16 protein-coding genes are annotated in these 15186 nt (G+C 69.6%); 12 read left to right on the top strand and 4 right to left on the bottom strand.

Features of this window, described 5'->3' with window-relative positions; all coding sequences use genetic code 11:
• The first annotated feature begins 34 nt into the window (after positions 1-34).
• The 6 genes from ATM97_RS16590 to ATM97_RS16565 all read left to right on the top strand — a co-directional run bounded on the left by ATM97_RS16590 (position 35) and on the right by ATM97_RS16565 (position 5572).
• Positions 35-979, top strand: coding sequence for an ABC transporter ATP-binding protein (locus ATM97_RS16590; RefSeq protein ID WP_218718920.1), 945 nt, complete (start codon positions 35-37; stop codon positions 977-979).
• Positions 976-1779, top strand: coding sequence for an ABC transporter permease (locus ATM97_RS16585; RefSeq protein WP_218718919.1), 804 nt, complete (start codon positions 976-978; stop codon positions 1777-1779). The genes ATM97_RS16590 and ATM97_RS16585 overlap by 4 nt, the downstream gene beginning before the upstream one ends.
• Positions 1776-2918 carry a histidine kinase gene (locus ATM97_RS16580; protein ID WP_308248509.1) on the top strand — a complete coding sequence of 381 codons (1143 nt, stop codon included), beginning with the start codon at positions 1776-1778 and terminating at the stop codon, positions 2916-2918. Before ATM97_RS16585 ends, ATM97_RS16580 begins: the two co-directional genes overlap by 4 nt.
• A complete protein-coding gene (locus ATM97_RS16575) occupies positions 2915-3535 on the top strand; it encodes a response regulator transcription factor (protein ID WP_218718917.1) in 621 nt (206 codons plus the stop codon). Before ATM97_RS16580 ends, ATM97_RS16575 begins: the two co-directional genes overlap by 4 nt.
• A gap of 435 nt (positions 3536-3970) precedes the next feature.
• The gene (locus ATM97_RS16570; protein ID WP_218718916.1) at positions 3971-4234 is read left to right on the top strand and encodes a hypothetical protein; all 264 of its coding nucleotides are present in this window, start codon (positions 3971-3973) and stop codon (positions 4232-4234) included.
• An 87-nt stretch (positions 4235-4321) separates the two neighbouring features.
• On the top strand, positions 4322-5572 hold the full coding sequence (locus ATM97_RS16565; RefSeq protein WP_308248508.1) for a VWA domain-containing protein: 1251 nt from the start codon (positions 4322-4324) through the stop codon (positions 5570-5572).
• A gap of 69 nt (positions 5573-5641) precedes the next feature.
• On the opposite strand, the gene ATM97_RS16560 is transcribed toward ATM97_RS16565, so the two are convergent.
• The gene (locus tag ATM97_RS16560; protein ID WP_218718915.1) at positions 5642-5968 is read right to left on the bottom strand and encodes a putative quinol monooxygenase; all 327 of its coding nucleotides are present in this window, start codon (positions 5966-5968) and stop codon (positions 5642-5644) included.
• Between the two features lie 288 nt (positions 5969-6256).
• Between ATM97_RS16560 and ATM97_RS16555 the strand changes: the two genes are divergently transcribed.
• Positions 6257-6745, top strand: a complete 489-nt coding sequence (locus ATM97_RS16555; protein ID WP_218718914.1) for an FBP domain-containing protein — start codon at positions 6257-6259, stop codon at positions 6743-6745.
• A gap of 166 nt (positions 6746-6911) precedes the next feature.
• Here the strand turns inward: ATM97_RS16555 and ATM97_RS16550 are convergent, their stop codons facing one another.
• Entirely contained in the window at positions 6912-7184 is a 273-nt protein-coding gene (locus ATM97_RS16550; RefSeq protein ID WP_110040220.1) for a hypothetical protein, read from the bottom strand.
• 205 nt (positions 7185-7389) lie between these two features.
• On the opposite strand from ATM97_RS16550, the gene ATM97_RS16545 reads away from it, so the two are divergent.
• Complete coding sequence (locus tag ATM97_RS16545) at positions 7390-7680, top strand: hypothetical protein (RefSeq protein WP_110040221.1); 291 nt, start codon at positions 7390-7392, stop codon at positions 7678-7680.
• On the opposite strand, the gene ATM97_RS16540 is transcribed toward ATM97_RS16545, so the two are convergent.
• Entirely contained in the window at positions 7677-9455 is a 1779-nt protein-coding gene (locus tag ATM97_RS16540; RefSeq protein WP_218718913.1) for a TerD family protein, read from the bottom strand. The genes ATM97_RS16545 and ATM97_RS16540 overlap by 4 nt on opposite strands.
• 252 nt (positions 9456-9707) lie before the next feature.
• Between ATM97_RS16540 and ATM97_RS16535 the strand changes: the two genes are divergently transcribed.
• On the top strand, positions 9708-10196 hold the full coding sequence (locus ATM97_RS16535; protein WP_218718912.1) for a hypothetical protein: 489 nt from the start codon (positions 9708-9710) through the stop codon (positions 10194-10196).
• Here the strand turns inward: ATM97_RS16535 and pabB are convergent.
• On the bottom strand, positions 10193-12241 hold the full coding sequence (gene pabB / locus ATM97_RS16530) for an aminodeoxychorismate synthase component I (RefSeq protein ID WP_218718911.1): 2049 nt from the start codon (positions 12239-12241) through the stop codon (positions 10193-10195). The two genes, ATM97_RS16535 and pabB, sit on opposite strands and share 4 nt — an antisense overlap.
• A gap of 49 nt (positions 12242-12290) precedes the next feature.
• Here pabB and ATM97_RS16525 point away from each other — a divergent pair, with 49 nt between their 5' ends.
• From ATM97_RS16525 to ATM97_RS16515, 3 genes are all read left to right on the top strand, one after another.
• Positions 12291-13355, top strand: coding sequence for a phosphotransferase family protein (locus ATM97_RS16525; protein ID WP_374104872.1), 1065 nt, complete (start codon positions 12291-12293; stop codon positions 13353-13355).
• A gap of 70 nt (positions 13356-13425) precedes the next feature.
• Positions 13426-13950, top strand: coding sequence for a DinB family protein (locus tag ATM97_RS16520; protein ID WP_218718910.1), 525 nt, complete (start codon positions 13426-13428; stop codon positions 13948-13950).
• Between the two features lie 105 nt (positions 13951-14055).
• On the top strand, positions 14056-15186 hold the full coding sequence (locus tag ATM97_RS16515; protein WP_218718909.1) for an NDMA-dependent alcohol dehydrogenase: 1131 nt from the start codon (positions 14056-14058) through the stop codon (positions 15184-15186).

The raw sequence follows: 15186 nt of genomic DNA, 5'->3' as shown, positions 1-15186 counted from the left end.
GATGACCGTGGGGAGTGTGAGAAAGGGGCACACGATGAACGACATCGTCATCTCCGCGCGGGGGCTGCGCCGCACCTACGGTCGCGGTGCGCAGGCGTTCGAGGCGGTCGCCGGGGTAGACCTCGACATCGTCGGGGGAGAGGTCTTCGCGCTGCTGGGGACCAACGGCGCGGGCAAGACCTCGACGTTGGATCTGCTGGAGGGGCTCGCCGCGCCGTCGGCGGGCCGGGTCGAGGTGTTCGGCCTCGACCCGCTCCGGCACCGCGATCAGGTGCGGCCGCAGGTCGGGATCATGCTGCAATCCGGCGGACTCCCCGCCGAGTTGACCGTCGCGGAGACGCTGGAGATGTGGCGCGGGACGTGCAGCGATCCGACCACCGTGGAGACGGTGCTCGCCCAGGTCGGCCTGGTCGAGCGCGCCGCGGTGCGGGTCGGGTCGCTCTCGGGCGGCGAGCAGCGCCGCGTCGACCTGGCCTGCGCGCTGCTCGGGCAGCCGCGCCTGCTGTTCCTGGACGAGCCGACCACCGGCCTGGATCCCGAAAGCCGCCGCGCGACGTGGCGATTGCTCGCCGATCTGAAAGCGGCCGGGGTGACGATGGTGCTCACCACGCACTACCTCGACGAGGCCGAGTCGCTGGCCGACCGCATCGTGATCATGGACAAGGGCACGGTCGCGCGACGCGGAACGCTGCGCGAGATCGTCGACGGCCATCCGTCGCGGATCGTCTTCGATCATCCCGGCCTGCCGGTGCCGCCACTGCACGGCGCGCGGATCGAGGCGAACGAGCGCGTCACCGTCAGCACCGACGACCTCCAAGGGCATCTGTTTGCACTCCTGGACTGGGCCCGCGAGGCCGGGGTCCGGCTGACCGGGCTCGAAGCCCGCGCCGCCTCCCTCGAATCGGTCTTCCTCGACATCGCGGGCGACCACGACACCACCCCCGCGCCCGCCACCGCACTGATCGGAGCCCGCCGATGACCACCGCCACCGCGCCTCGTCGCCGCCCGCTCGCCGCCCTCGCCGCGGCGGAATGGTTGCAGTTCCGGCGCAACAAGACCCTGGTCTACCTGGCGACGCTGTTCCCGGTCGGGATTCCGCTGGTCACCTACTTCATCGCCCGCAAGGACACCGAACCCACGGCCGCGATGGCCGCGGTGGCCATCGAGATGCTCGCGCTCATGGCGCTGGTGTTCGTGCAGTACTACTCGGTGCTGTCGATGGTGACGACCCGCCGCAGCGAGGGCGTGCTGAGACGTTTGCGCACCGGCGAGGCCGCCGACTGGCAGATCCAGACCGCCCCAGCGGTTCCCGGCGTGCTGGTGACCCTCGCGTGCGCGGTGGCCGTTCTCGCTGTCGTCTACGGCAGTGGGGCGCCCGCACCGGTGAATCCGGCGCTGATGATCGCCGCACTCCTCGGTGGGATCGCGGTGTTCGCGCTGCTCGCGCTGGCGACCAGCGCGGTCACCAAGAACGCCGAGGCCGCCCAGATCACCTCCCTGCCGGTGATGCTGCTGGCCATGCTCGGGCTCGCGTCGATCCGCGCGGTGCTGCCCGACCGGCTGGCCGCGCTCGCCGACTGGACACCGTTCGCCGCCGTCTCCGACCTGGTGTTCCTCGGCGCGTCCGGCAAGACCGCGACGGCCGCGGCGGCCGATCCGGTGCTGACCCCGGCCGGGACCCTCACCGCGTCCGGCCCGGCGTTTGCGACACTGGCGATATGGACCGTCCTGGCGCTCGCGCTGACCCGCAAGAGCTTCCGCTGGGACGACCGGGGGTGAGGCGCTGGACCGCCTGGTGGCACGAGCTGTCGAGCGCGGCCAAGTTCCGGTTGTACTCGCGGCTCACCTTCCAGGCGGCCATCGCCGGGCTGGTCATCGCGTCGACGACCAGCCTGAGTTCGGCGGCCGCGATCCCCGCGATCCTCGTCGGTGGCGCCGCGGCCGTCGTCGCGGTGGAGGCGCAACCAGATTTCGCCACGGTGGCCGGCATGGTCACGCGGCCGTGGATGCTGCCGGTCGCCACCGCGACGCTGGCCGCGCTGTGGGTCGGTGGCGCGGTCGTTTCGCAGCTGGCCACCGCCGAATCGATCGTCGCCGTCGCTCGCCTGAGCGGAGTGTTCGCGGCGCTGTTCGCGCTGTTCGCGGTCGTTCCGTTCACCCGGCACAAGTGGTGGATCATGGTCGGCCTGAGCCTCGTCACCGGGCTGGTCTTCGCGCCGTCGCCGGAAGGCGGGGTGCGGACCGCGGCGGTACTGCTGATCAGCGGGATCTTCGCCGTCGGCATGACGCTGCTGACGGTGTGGGCCCTGGGCATCATCGACGAGCTCGACCGCGCCAAACTCGTCGAGGCCGAGCTCCAGGTCGCCGAGGAACGCCTGCGCTTCGCGCGCGACCTGCACGATGTGGTCGGTCGTGGGTTCTCCGCGATCGCGGTGAAAAGCGAACTGGCCGTGGCGCTCTCGCGTGCCGGCGACCAGGAGCGGGCGGTCGCGGAGATGGAGGCGGTGCGCGGGCTCGCGGTGGAGTCGATGGGCCAGATGCGCACGCTGGTGCGCGGCTACCGCAATATCGACCTGCGCGGCGAGGTGGCCGGGGCGCGGTCGCTGTTGTCGGCGGTGGGTTGCGAACTCGTCGTCGAGGGTGACGCCGCCAAGGTGCCCCGACGATTCCACGATGTCGCGGCTTGGGTGGTCCGCGAGGGGACGACCAACATCGTCGAACACTCGGCGGCGACGCTGGCGACCCTGGCGCTCGGCAGCGGGGGCATGTCGCTGCGCAACGACCGACCGCACGGCACCATCGGCGAGCGATCCGGGCTGCGCGGCCTGACCGAACGGCTCGCGGCGGTCGGCGCGCGGCTCGACGTCACCGCCACCGACACCGAGTTCACCCTCGAAATCCATTGGGAGAAGCTGTGATTCCGGTCTACCTCGCCGACGACGAGACCCTCATCCGCGCCGCGCTGGCGACGATGCTCGACCTGGAAGCCGACCTGGAGGTCGTCGCGCACGTGGGTTCCGGCGCCGAACTGGTCGACCTGTGGCGGCGTCGCGCCGAGGCGGCCGCACCGATGGCGGTGGCCGTCATCGACCTGCAGATGCCGGGGATCGACGGCGTCGACACCGCCGTCGAGTTGCAGCGGATCACCCCGGGCGCGGGCACGCTGATCGTCACCAGCCACGGCAGGCCCGGATATCTCAAACGCGCACTCGCCGCCGGTGTTCGCGGCTTCCTGCCCAAGACGACCTCGGCGGCGACCCTGGCCGAGGTGATTCGCACCGTCCACCGCGGCGGCCGCTACGTCGACCCGGAGCTGGCGGCCGAGGCCATCAGCGCCGGCGACACCGTCCTCACCGCCCGCGAGGCCGACGTCCTGGAATTCGCCGCCGACGGCGCCTCCGTCGACGACATCGCCCGCCGCGCGCACCTCTCGCCGGGCACCACCCGCAACTACCTGTCCTCGGCGATGAGCAAACTCGGCGTCGCCAACCGCTACGAGGCCGCCCTCAAAGCGAGGGAGAAGGGCTGGATCTAGGACGCGCCCCTACAGTCGATGCCGTCGCCGCTCGACCCGAAACTCGTACCTATGGCCGGCAGGACGAATGACATGCGCTTCACTGTGCCGACCATGGCGTCGATGATGGCGGCTGTTCTACGGCGACAACTCGTACTACATCTCCAAGCTCGAGGTGCGACTCGACGACGAGGCCACTCCGCCCGAGGCGGCATCGGTCGTCCGGGTCACGGGCGCGGTGCAAGTACCGCCGCGGTATCACGGCGATACGACCCTGATCGACCTCGGCCGAGGATCGGACTCCTACTTCGGGGATCGGCGGTTCGAGCAGAGCTATTCGAAGCTGGAGTCCGGCCTGCTCCGAGACCGCCGCCCCGCTTTCCGTCCGAGAGCGAACTCGCGCTGTGGGAGCGGCTCCTGACCGATCCACCCACCCCGGCCATCGTCGAGGTGTCGGTGATCGACCTGCCCGACACGGCGGGTCGCACGATGAAAGTCACGGTGTTCCCGCCTGATACCGAGGAATTCGCCGCCGCCCGGTTACGGCAGCTCGCCGAACGACACCTTCCGTTGCTGGCCCGGCCGGACGCGGTGGTCGACTACCGGGTCGTTCGGCGCACAACCTCCGATATCCGCGTGCTGGTCGGCGGCTGTCTCGAACTCGACCGCGATACCTCGCCGGAGTCGGCGCATTTCGCGCGAAGGTACCAACGCTGCTGACAGTGGGGCCTCGTCCCGGGATCCGCTGCCCACCGGGGTCACTGCCCTTAGGGTGAGGGCAGAACGGCCGACGGAGAAGGAGTGGCGGTGGCTGCTGGGCTGGTGAAGGGGCAGAACGCGGGGTTGGCGCAGCCGAAGGTGATGCTGACCGTGCGGGGCGGTGTGCCCGCGGATCTGTCCGCGCTGCTGGTGACCGCGGCCGGGAAGGTGCGCTCGGACGCCGATTTCGTGTTCTTCAATCAGCCCGAGGCGCCGGGGGTTCGGCTCGACGGGTCGGAACTGGTGGTGACGTTCGCGACCGTGCCCGCCGACATCGAACAGATTCGCGCGGTGATCACCGTCGCGGCCGAAGGGGATACGCTCGGCGCGGCCGTCGCGCCGGTGGCGTCGGTGGCCGATGCGGCCGGGAACCCGTTGTACGAGTATGTGATCGAGGGTCTCGACCGGGAGTCGGTGGTGATCGCGCTGGAGCTGTACCGGCGCGGTGAGCAGTGGAAGGTGCGCGCTGTCGGGCAGGGGTACGCCGGCGGGTTCGCCGACCTGGTCACCGATCACGGGGTCAGCGTGGACGACGAGCCCGAGGTGGCGGCACCGGCCTCGGACCGGTGGGAGGTGCGGACCGTGCCCGGCGAGGCGGCCCTGTCGTTCGAGCAGCGCGAGAAGCTGGACCTGCGCAAACGCGAGGTCGCGAAGGTACTCGTCGACAAGAGCGCGTTCGGCACGCGGGCGCGGGTCGTGCTGGTCATCGACAAGACCGGCAGCATGCAGAAGCTGTACCGCGGCGGCACCGTCCACCGTGTGGTGGAGCGAATGATCCCGGTGGCCACCCAGCTCGACGACGACGGCTCCCTCGAGGCCTACCTCTACGCGCTGACCTTCGCCAAAGTGCCCGACATCACGGTCGCCGGTGGTGAGCACTGGGCGCAGACCTACCTGCACCTGACCGGCACCCACGACGGCATCGACTACGACAGCATCGGCGGCCGCAACGACGAGCTCCCGGTGATGCGCGCCGTCATCGACACCCTCACCGCCGGCGCCGCCCCCACCCTGGTCCTGTTCTTCACCGACGGCGGTTTCGCCAAGAAACGCGAAATCGCCGCCCTCATGCGCGAAGCCGCGGCCCTGCCCGCCTTCTGGCAATTCATCGGCCTCGGCAAAGCCAACTTCGGCGTCCTGCGCACCCTCGACGAACTCGACGGCCGCATCGTCGACAACGCCGGCTTCTTCGCCCTCGACGACATCGACCAGGTCGACGACGCCGAACTCTACCGCCGTCTGCTCGGCGAATTCCCGGACTGGCTCCGCGCCGCCCGCACCGCGGGCATCATCGGCTAGCCACCGCTGGATCGCCCCGTGCCCGCTTCGACGCTGGCGATTCGCACGCTCACCGCCCTCGACGAACGCTCAGGCGTCGATGTCGAGTTCACCCATCCGCGCCCAATCCGTCTCGGGCAATGCGGTGTGCAGAATCCGTGGTGTTTCCCGCAACGCCGGGCGCATCGCCGCCAATCCCTCGTGGAAGTGGTCGGAGCCGACGTGGTCGGCGCCGGCCTTCTCATCCCGGAACGCTTCGATGAGGACGAATTCGGCGGGATCGTCCACGCTGCGGTGCCATTCGAACCACAGGTTCCCCGGCTCTGCGCGAGTGGCCTCGGTGAACGGCGCGGTGCGGGTCAACCAGTCGTCGACGTAGTCGTCGGCGACCGTGAACTTGACGACGATGAAGATCATGGGAACTTCCTTTCGGCCTGGATATCCGGACACGGCGAGGGTAGGCGACATCGATCGGCCAAGCCTTGACGCGCACGTCGTGTCCGACCCGCACCAGCGCCGTCAGGGCGAATCCGCCGATCGTGCCGATACCTCACCGCACCTGAGATCGAGGTCATCCGCACGGCGGCCCGGCGCACCGGAACGAATCCACCCGTGTGCAGGACCCGGCCGAAAATCTGTTGTCGCCCGCGGCGCACATCGTTAGCGTGTCTATCGTTTGTGACCACCACACCGAAAGGACACCCCATGGAGCCCGTCACCGAACGCGACATCAGGTCGTCGTTCGTCAACTGTTCGAAGGGCGACGCCAAACGCCTGTCCGTGCCGCGCGACCTCGACGCTCGTCCCTGGGACGACCTCGACTTCCTCGGCTGGACCGATCCCTCGTACCCAGGTCGTTGCTATCTGTCGGTCCCGCGCGACGGCGAGCTGGTCAGCGTCGCCCTGCGGCACGAGACCGGCGGATCGGGCAAGACGCAGATGTGCGCGTTCTGCCTGACCACCCACACCGGCGGCGGCGTCTCGCTGATGACCGCGAACAAGGCCGGGGAATCGGGACGGCGCGGTAATACGATCGGCAGCTACATCTGCACCGATCTGGCCTGCTCGCTGTATGCCCGCAACAAGAAGCGGCCCGCGCTGGGCAGCCGGTATCGCGAGGATCTGACGCCGGAGGAGAAGGCGCAGCGGGTCCGCGAGAACCTGTTCGCCTTCCTGGACCGCCTCGCCGCCTAGCCGCGCGGCCCCAGCGCACGAAAGGAGGTAGCTGCCATGTGCCGACACTCGAGACCTCGCACGCCAGACGACCCGAGTTCTCTTGCCGAACAAGAGAACTCGGGTCGCGATGCCTTGCCGGTCGAGGTGGCCCGGAGTTGTCCGGACCGCGCCGAGCGGACAGGGGTCAGAGCATGGCGTTCATGATCGTGCCCGCGCTGGTGGCGACCGCGCCGCCGATCATCGCGCCCGCGATCATCTTCGGCGACTCGAGTCCGCCACCGGTCCACTTCTCCCAGGCGAACTTGCCGCCGGCGTAGGTGATGGCGATGACGCCCGACAGCAGGATGAACCAGGTGAAGTAGCGCACCAGCTGCAAGATCTTGTCCGACATCGGGGGTGCTTCGGGAGTCGGATTGCCGATCTGCGCCAGGGTATCGGTGACGGCGGCCAGAATCATGTTTGCTCTCACTCGGTACTCGGGGGGAACGGCGATGAACTGCTGACGCTGATGTTATCCGGTCGAATCGGGTGCCGCAGCCGCCCACCCGCAGCGGACCGATCGGTTTTGTTGGCGTGCTGGGGGTTCGCGCCCCTATCCTGGACTCGTCCGAATACGGCAGTGCTGGAACGCAGTTCGCATCACGCGAAAAGGGGAGCAGGCTATGAGCATCATTCTGACGTCGATGGCCGAGACTGTCACGACGTTCGCGCAGGTCGGCAACCCCACGCCCGAGGCGCCGCCGCTGTCGGACAAGATCATGCAGATGGTCCAGTACCTGACCTGGTTCATGATCTTGTCGGGCGTGCTGGCGATCACCGTGGCGGGTGGCAAGTTCGCCTGGGAGAAGTGGAACGGCAGCGCGATGGAGTCGCCGAAGATGATCGCCGGCGCGATGATCGGCGGCGTGGTGGCCACCAGCGGCGGCACGATCATGAACGCGATTCTCGGCTAGATCCGAGCGCCCTTGGCGCGGTTGCAGGCCCGGCACAGGATCTGCAGGTTCGCCGCGCTCGTCGCACCACCGCGGCTGAGCGGGATGATGTGATCGAACTCCAGGTAGTGGCCGTCGCCGCATTCGACGCAGCGACCACCGTCGCGCTGCCACACCTGGGCTTTCACGTCCTGCGGGATGCTGCGGCTGTCCCGTTGACCCGGCGTCAGGACCAGGCGTTTCGCCACGCGCAGCGCGCCTTCCAGGGCGGCCGCCACATAGTCGGGATCGGTGACGCCGAAGGTGGCGCCGCCGCGTGCCGAGGTCGCGGCCAGCACCACGGTGCCGTGTTCGGGATGCACGGAGACGACCCGGTTCCACGGCAGTTCGATGCCGGTACCGTCGCCGACGAACCGCAGCTTCTTGGAGCTGCCGATCAACCGGCCCTCGGTGTTGCGCGGGCCGCGCGCCAGCATCCTGATGTGCACGGCGGGCAGGTCCAGGTGCACCCGTTCCTCGGGATCCAGGTGCAGGCCCGGCGTATCGATGGTGGGCAGTTCGCCCGCGCGCAGCCGCGACAGGGTGCGGCCCCGGTGCATCCGGCGCCGCAGGTCCTCGACCAGCGGGCCCGACAGCGCCAGCTCGCTCACCACGTGCTCGAACGCGTCGAGCTCGTCGGCGAACACCTCGCCGTCGGCGAAGGCGAACGCGACCATCCGCTCCACCTGGGTCAGTCCGGCATCGCGCAGTACCGCGCGTCCGCGCTCCTCGTCGATGCGCTGGTAGCGCAGGGCCGCCCAGACCTCGATCCAGTCCTCGGACAGGGTGCCGGGGCCGGTGAGCACCCGGCGGGCGCGGGTGCGCCAGTGGGTGAGGAACTCCTCGATCTCGCCCGCGCACGACCGGCACTGGCCGTGCCCACCGAAGAGTTTGCGGCGCAACGGGGTGTCGCAGCGGGGGCAGCGGGCGCGGTTGTCCTGCACGTGCCTGCGGGTGCTGGTGGTCCATTCGTGGCCGTCCCACCAGCGCAACTGGTCGGGGACCTGTGGGTCGGGATGCCAGTCGGCGAGCTCCGGGTCCTGCGGTGGCGGTGGCGGGACATCGATGACACGGCGGGTGAGCGCGGGCGGGCGCGACTGTGCGCGTCCGGCACGCCCGGGTTCGGCCGGATCGATGCGCGCGTCGTCGGGATACGCCGGGGCGTCGCCCTCCGCGCCGTGGGCGAACTCCGCCCGATCGGCGACGCGGGCGGACATCGCCGGCGCGGGCCGCGCCGCCGCGCGATCCGCGCCCGGTTCGTCCACGGTGACGCCGAATTCGGTGGCCAGCCCGGCCAGTCCACCCGACCAGCCCTGCCCGATCGCCCGGAACCGCCACTGCCCGTCGCGCCGGTAGAACTCGCCGAACATCATCGCCTGCACGTCCTCGATGCCGTCCAGCGCGAACCGGGCCACCGGCCCGTCGGCGGCGTGCACGGTGAGCGTCAGCTCGGTCAGCTGATCGAAGGTGCCCTCGTCGAGCGAGGCGCTGACGACGATGCGCGCCACCTCCGCCTCGGTCCGCGGCAGCGACACACTCAGCCGCGCGGTGCCCGGCGCGGGCTCCTGATCCAGCGTCACCGCCTGCGAGGCGTGCCGAGGGGCGTTGAAGAACACGAAATCCCGGTCGCCGCGCACCAGCCCCGACTCGGTGACCAGCAGCGCGTGCGCGTCGACGGCATGCGCCGACCGCCATGAAAGGACCACGGCGAGAAGCGATGTCGGGACCGGCGCGTGCGCGCCCTTGCGGAGTTCCATGGTGCTCGCATGATGTCATGCCCCACCGACAGGGTTGTTGGAGCGCCGGCGCGCTCGAGGTCGCGGCCCGTTGGTCCCGCCGATCGGCCGCCGTGGTTTGCTCCTTCGTCGCTTGCGCCACGGCGCCTGATCGTCGGGACGGCCGCGACGGCCGACTGCGGGCGAGTTGGGGCGACGGTTATGGGCAGTGGCCCGCAGACACGGGCGGGGCGCATCCCTGCGTGGGCGTGCTCGGTGCGGCACAGTGGTGGCATGACGAACCCGAAGAAGCGGGGACGCGCTGTGGAGCCCACGCCGGAGCCGCAGGGGCGCAAGGTGCCGGGGGCCGACCTGCTCTCGGCGGCGCAGGCCGCGGTGGGGGCGGCGCAGACGGCGGCGGGACAGGCCATCGATGCGGCGCAGCAGACGGCGGGATACGCCTTCGACGCGGCGGTGCGGCTGCCCCCGGCCTCGGCCCAGCTGGCCGCCCAGCTGCCGGATCTGGTGGAGAACCTCTCGATCGCGGTCGACCGGCTCAACAGCACCATCGACCGGCTCGACCGCACCCTGGCGCTGGCCGACCCGGTCTTCGCCACCTACGATCGGCTGCTGCCCAGGCTCGAGGCGATGATCTCACTGGGCGAGGATCTCTTCGGCGCGCTGGCGAAACTGCCGGGCGTCGGGCTGCTCGGCCGGATCACCGGCCGGGCCGGCGAGGAACCGCCGCCGGACCTCGGCAAGGGCAAGCGTCCGCGTCGCTAGGCCAGCGCACGGAAGGTCGCGGCGGCCTTGAGCACCATCTCCGCGTACTCGTCCTCGGCGTCGGAATCGAGGACGATCGCGCCGCCCGCGCCGATGCGCCACTCGTCGTCGAAGCGCACGGCCGTGCGGATGACGATGTTCAGGTCGGCCGTGCCGCCCAGGCCGAGGAAGCCGATCGTGCCCGAATAGATCCCGCGCGCCTGCGTTTCCAGCTCGTCGAGGATCTCCATGGTGCGCAGCTTGGGCGCGCCGGTCATCGAGCCGCCGGGGAAGCAGGCCCGCAGACAGTCGATCACTCCGGCGTCGGGGCGCAGCGTCCCCCGCACCGTCGACACCAATTGGTGCAGGGTGGAATAGGTTTCGGTGGCCATCAGCTCCGGCACGTGCACCGAGCCGACCTCGCAGACCCGCCCCAGATCGTTGCGTAGCAGGTCTACGATCATCAGGTTCTCGGCTCTGGTCTTCGGATCGTCGGCCAGCGACAGCCGTAGATGTTCGTCCTCGGCGACGGTCCGCCCGCGCGGCGCGGTGCCCTTGATCGGCTTGCTCTCCACCACCCGGTCGCGGTCGATCTTGAGGAACCGCTCCGGCGACGAACAGGCGACATCGAGCCCGTCGAACCGCAGATACGCGGCATACGGCGCCGGATTGCAGCGGCGTAGCCGTCGGTAGAAGGCGAGCCCGTCGTCGGGGGCCGCGGCGACGGCCACCGTGTCGGTCAGGCAGATCTCGTAGGACTCGCCCGCGTGCAGCCGCTCCTGGCAGACCGCGATATCGGCCAGGTAGCGCTCGCGCCCACGCACCAGGTGCGCCGGTACGGCGTCCGGATCGGCGGGCACGGGCAGGTCGGCCGGATTGACCCAGGTCGGCAGATCGGCCAGGGCCGCGGCGGTCTCGGCCAGCCAGCGATCCGCCGAGGCGGGGTCGTGCTCGGTGAGGGCGAGCAGATGCGTGTGGCCGGCTTCGTGGTCGACGACGATCAGCCGGTCGGCGAAGATCCACTGGGCATCCGGGGTGGGGGAGCGGTGGACCGCGCTCGCGCCGCAGTCGGCCTTGATCTCGTAGCCGAGATAGCCGACGTATCCGCCGGCGAAGTCGAACGGCAGGCCGGGGGTATCACAGTGCCGGTGCCGCAGCTCGTGGTCGAGATAGTCCAGCACGGTCCCGGGGACGGTGCGGACGCCCGCGGCGTCCGTCACCGTGACGGCGCCCTCGCCCACCCGGTACCCGACGATCTCCGCGTGCGGACCCGTCGCGTCGCCCAGGAAGGAGAACCGGTCCAGGCCCGGCTCGACGTGTTCGCTGTCGAGCCAGAATGCGGTCGGTGACTCGGCGTAGCGGCGCAGGAAGATCGCCTCGGTATCGATGGCTCGCTCGATCACGCTGTGCCGCAACCGGAATCGACGTCCGAGAGCGGGGCGCCGCGGCTGCTCGCGCGGTCCGCGCACGACGACCGGCGCGCCGTTGTGCGTGCGCGCCTTGGTCAGATCGGCGAAGTTGCGCAGCAGCGCCGCACCGAACTCACTCGACACCGACTCGGGATGGAACTGCACACCCCACTGCGGCCGCTCGCGATGGCGCACCCCCATGATCACGCCGTCGCTGGTCGAGGCGGTCACCTCGAGCGCCGGCGGCAGCGGCTCCTGCGCGGCCAGCGAGTGATACCGCACGACGGTGAAGTCCTGCGGCAGACCGGCGAACAGGTCGCGATCGTCGTGCATGACCCGATCGAGGAATCCGTGCCGGGCTTGCGGCGCCCGGCCGACCGTGCCGCCCGCGCCGACCACGATGCCCTGGTGACCGAGGCAGACGCCGAGCAGCGGCAGGGTCGACTCCGCGATCACCGCCGTCGACATCCCCATGTCGCGGTCGCGATCGGGGCGGCCGGGGCCGGGCGAGATCACCACATTGTCGAAACCGTCCAGCGCCGGCCCGGCGGCCTCGTCGTTGCGCACGACGATCGGCTCGTTCCCGTTGACCTCGCTGATCAGCTGATAGAGGTTGTAGGTGAACGAGTCGTAGTTGTCGATCAACAGCGTGCGCATCGTGGCAGAAACCCTACGCCGGGCCCACGGACGACTCGCCTCGGGCACAATGATCGCCATGTCTGTTTCGCAACCGGTCGACGTGGACCCGGCGATCGCGGATTTCGCGGCGATCGGCCGATGGATGGACGAGCGTGGCCTGCCCGCCGGCGAGGTCGGCGCGGTCAGCTCGATCGGCGGTGGCACGCAGAACATCATGTTGCGCTTCACCCGTGGCGGTCGTGAGTACGTGCTGCGCCGCGGACCCAAGCATCTGCGCGCCAAGAGCAACGACGTGATCCGTCGCGAATCGCGGCTGCTCGGCGCGATCGACGACACCGAGGTGCGCTCGCCCCGGGTGATCGCCGCCTGTGACGACGAGACGGTGATCGGCGCGGTGTTCTACCTGATGGAACCGATCCACGGCTTCAACCCGCAGACCGAACTTCCCGACCTGCACGCGCACGACCCGGAGATCCGCAGGCAGATGGGTCTGTCCGCGGTCGAGGCCATCGCCCGCCTCGGCGAGCTCGACTATCAGGCGCTCGGCCTGGCCGACTACGGCAAGCCCGAGGGTTTCCTGGAGCGTCAGGTGCCGCGCTGGCTGCGCGAACTCGACTCCTACACCGCCAACGAGGGCTACCCCGGGCCGCGGATTCCGGGCGTCGAGCAGGTCGGCGACTGGCTCGAACGCCACCGCCCGACCACCTGGACCCCGGGCATCATGCACGGCGACTGTCACCTGGCCAACATGATGTTCGACTACGACAGCCCGCAGGTGGCGGCGATGGTGGACTGGGAGATGTCGACCATCGGCGACCCGCTGCTCGACCTGGGCTGGCAGCTGGCGACCCGGCCGGTGCCGGGCACCGTCGGCGCCGGGCTGATGGGCACCCTGGGCACGGTCGGCGGTCTGCCCACCCCCGAGGAGATGATCGAGCACTACGGTCGGTTCTCCGCGCGCGATCTGAGCGCGGTGACCTGGTACGAGGTGCTGGCCTGTTTCAAGCTCGGCATCGTGCTCGAGGGCACCCACGCCCGCGCCTTCGCCGGCAAGGCGCCCAAGTCGGTCGGTGACTTCCTGCACGCGGTGACCCTGGAACTGTTCGAGAAGGCCCGGCAGCTGACCGTGTGATGCCCGGATCTCGCCGATGGTTGGCGGAATATTGATGGATCGCAAGATGCGGACATTCTAGGCTGTGGACATGATCGTTCCCGACGCCAAGAACTGGACCTGGGTCCTCGAACGCGCCTGTCCCGACTGTGGTTTCGACGCCGAGTCGATCGCCTACGCGGCGGTGCCCGACCGGACCGTCGACAGCGCGGCGCGCATCGGTGCCGCTCTCGAACGCGACGACGCGCGGGTGCGCCCCGACGACGCGACCTGGTCGGTGCTCGAATACGGCGCCCACGTGCGCGACGTGTGCCGGATCTTCGACACCCGGCTGGCACTGATGCTCGCCGACGACGGCGCCGAGCCGGCGCGGTTCGAGAACTGGGACCAGGACGCGACCGCCGTCGCCGACCGCTACGACCGGCAGGACCCGGCGGTGGTGGCGACCGAACTCGCGACGGCCGCCGAGCGGATCGCCGCCGCCTTCGCCGCGGTGCCCGCCGATCGGCTCGGCGCGCGGGGCGCGCGCAGCGACGGATCGCTGTTCACGGTCACGTCGCTGGCTCGATACTTCCTGCACGACCTCGTCCATCACGTCCATGACGTGCGCGGATAGATATTTCTCGGATAATTTCTAGAACGTGTTTCAGAATTGGCCGATTCTTCGTTAGGGTGAGTGCAGTCACAACGAGGCACAAGCTTGGCGAGAGGTCGACCGGACATGAAGACGAAGGGCGCGATCCTGTGGGGCATCGATCAGGAATGGTCGGTGGAGGAGATCGAGGTCGGCGATCCCGTCGCCGGTGAAGTGCAGATCCGGATGGAAACGGCGGGCATGTGCCACTCCGACCATCACATCGTCACCGGCGCCACGCCGATGCCGGGCTACCCCGTGATGGGTGGCCACGAGGGCGCGGGTGTCATCACCAAGCTCGGCCCGAACTGCCCCAGCGACCTGGCCGTGGGCGACCACGTCATCCTGTCGTTCATCCCGGCCTGTGGCCGCTGCCCCGCGTGCGTCGCGGGCAACATGGCGCTGTGCGACCTGGGCGCCGGTCTGCTGATGGGCCAGGCGATCTCGGACGGCACCTACCGCATCCAGGCGCGTGGCGAGAACGTCATCCCGATGTGCCTGCTGGGCACCTTCGCTCCGTACATGACGGTGCACCACACCTCGGTCGTGAAGATCGACCCGACCATCCCGTTCGAGGTCGCCTGCCTCGTGGGCTGCGGCGTGCCGACCGGCTTCGGCTCCTCGACCCACGTCGCCGAGGTGAAGCCGGGCGAGACCGTGGTGATCGCGGGCATCGGCGGCGTCGGCATGAGCGCGCTGCAGGGCGCGGTGCTCTCCGGCGCGTCGAAGGTCATCGCCATCGACCCGAACCCGTGGAAGCGCGAGCAGGCGCAGAAGTTCGGCGCGACCCACACCTACGAGAGCATGGCCGCCGCGATCATGCCGATGATCGAGGCCACCGAGGGCCGGATGGCCGAGAAGGTCATCCTCACCATGGGTGAGATGCACGGCGACTACATCGAAGAGGGCCTGATCCTGACCGGCAAGGCCGGCACCCTGGTCGTCACCTCGATGGGTCGCATGGACGCCGGCGACGTGAAGATGAACAGCTTCCTGCTGTCCATGCTGCAGAAGACGGTGAAGGGCTGCATCTTCGGCGGCGGCAACGCCCGCCAGGACGCCCCGCGCCTGCTGTCGCTCTACAAGTCGGGTCAGCTCAACCTCGACGACATGGTCACCCGCAGCTACTCGCTCGAGGAGATCAACCAGGGCTACCAGGACATGCTGGACGGCAAGAACATTCGCGGCATCATCCGCTTCACCGAAGCCGACTGGTAA

The sequence above is a fragment of the Nocardia sp. MH4 genome (assembly GCF_019266065.1).
GTDB lineage: Bacteria > Actinomycetota > Actinomycetes > Mycobacteriales > Mycobacteriaceae > Nocardia > Nocardia canadensis.
Note: the sequence above shows the minus strand (reverse complement) of the source record. Positions and strands in the feature narration are given on the sequence as shown.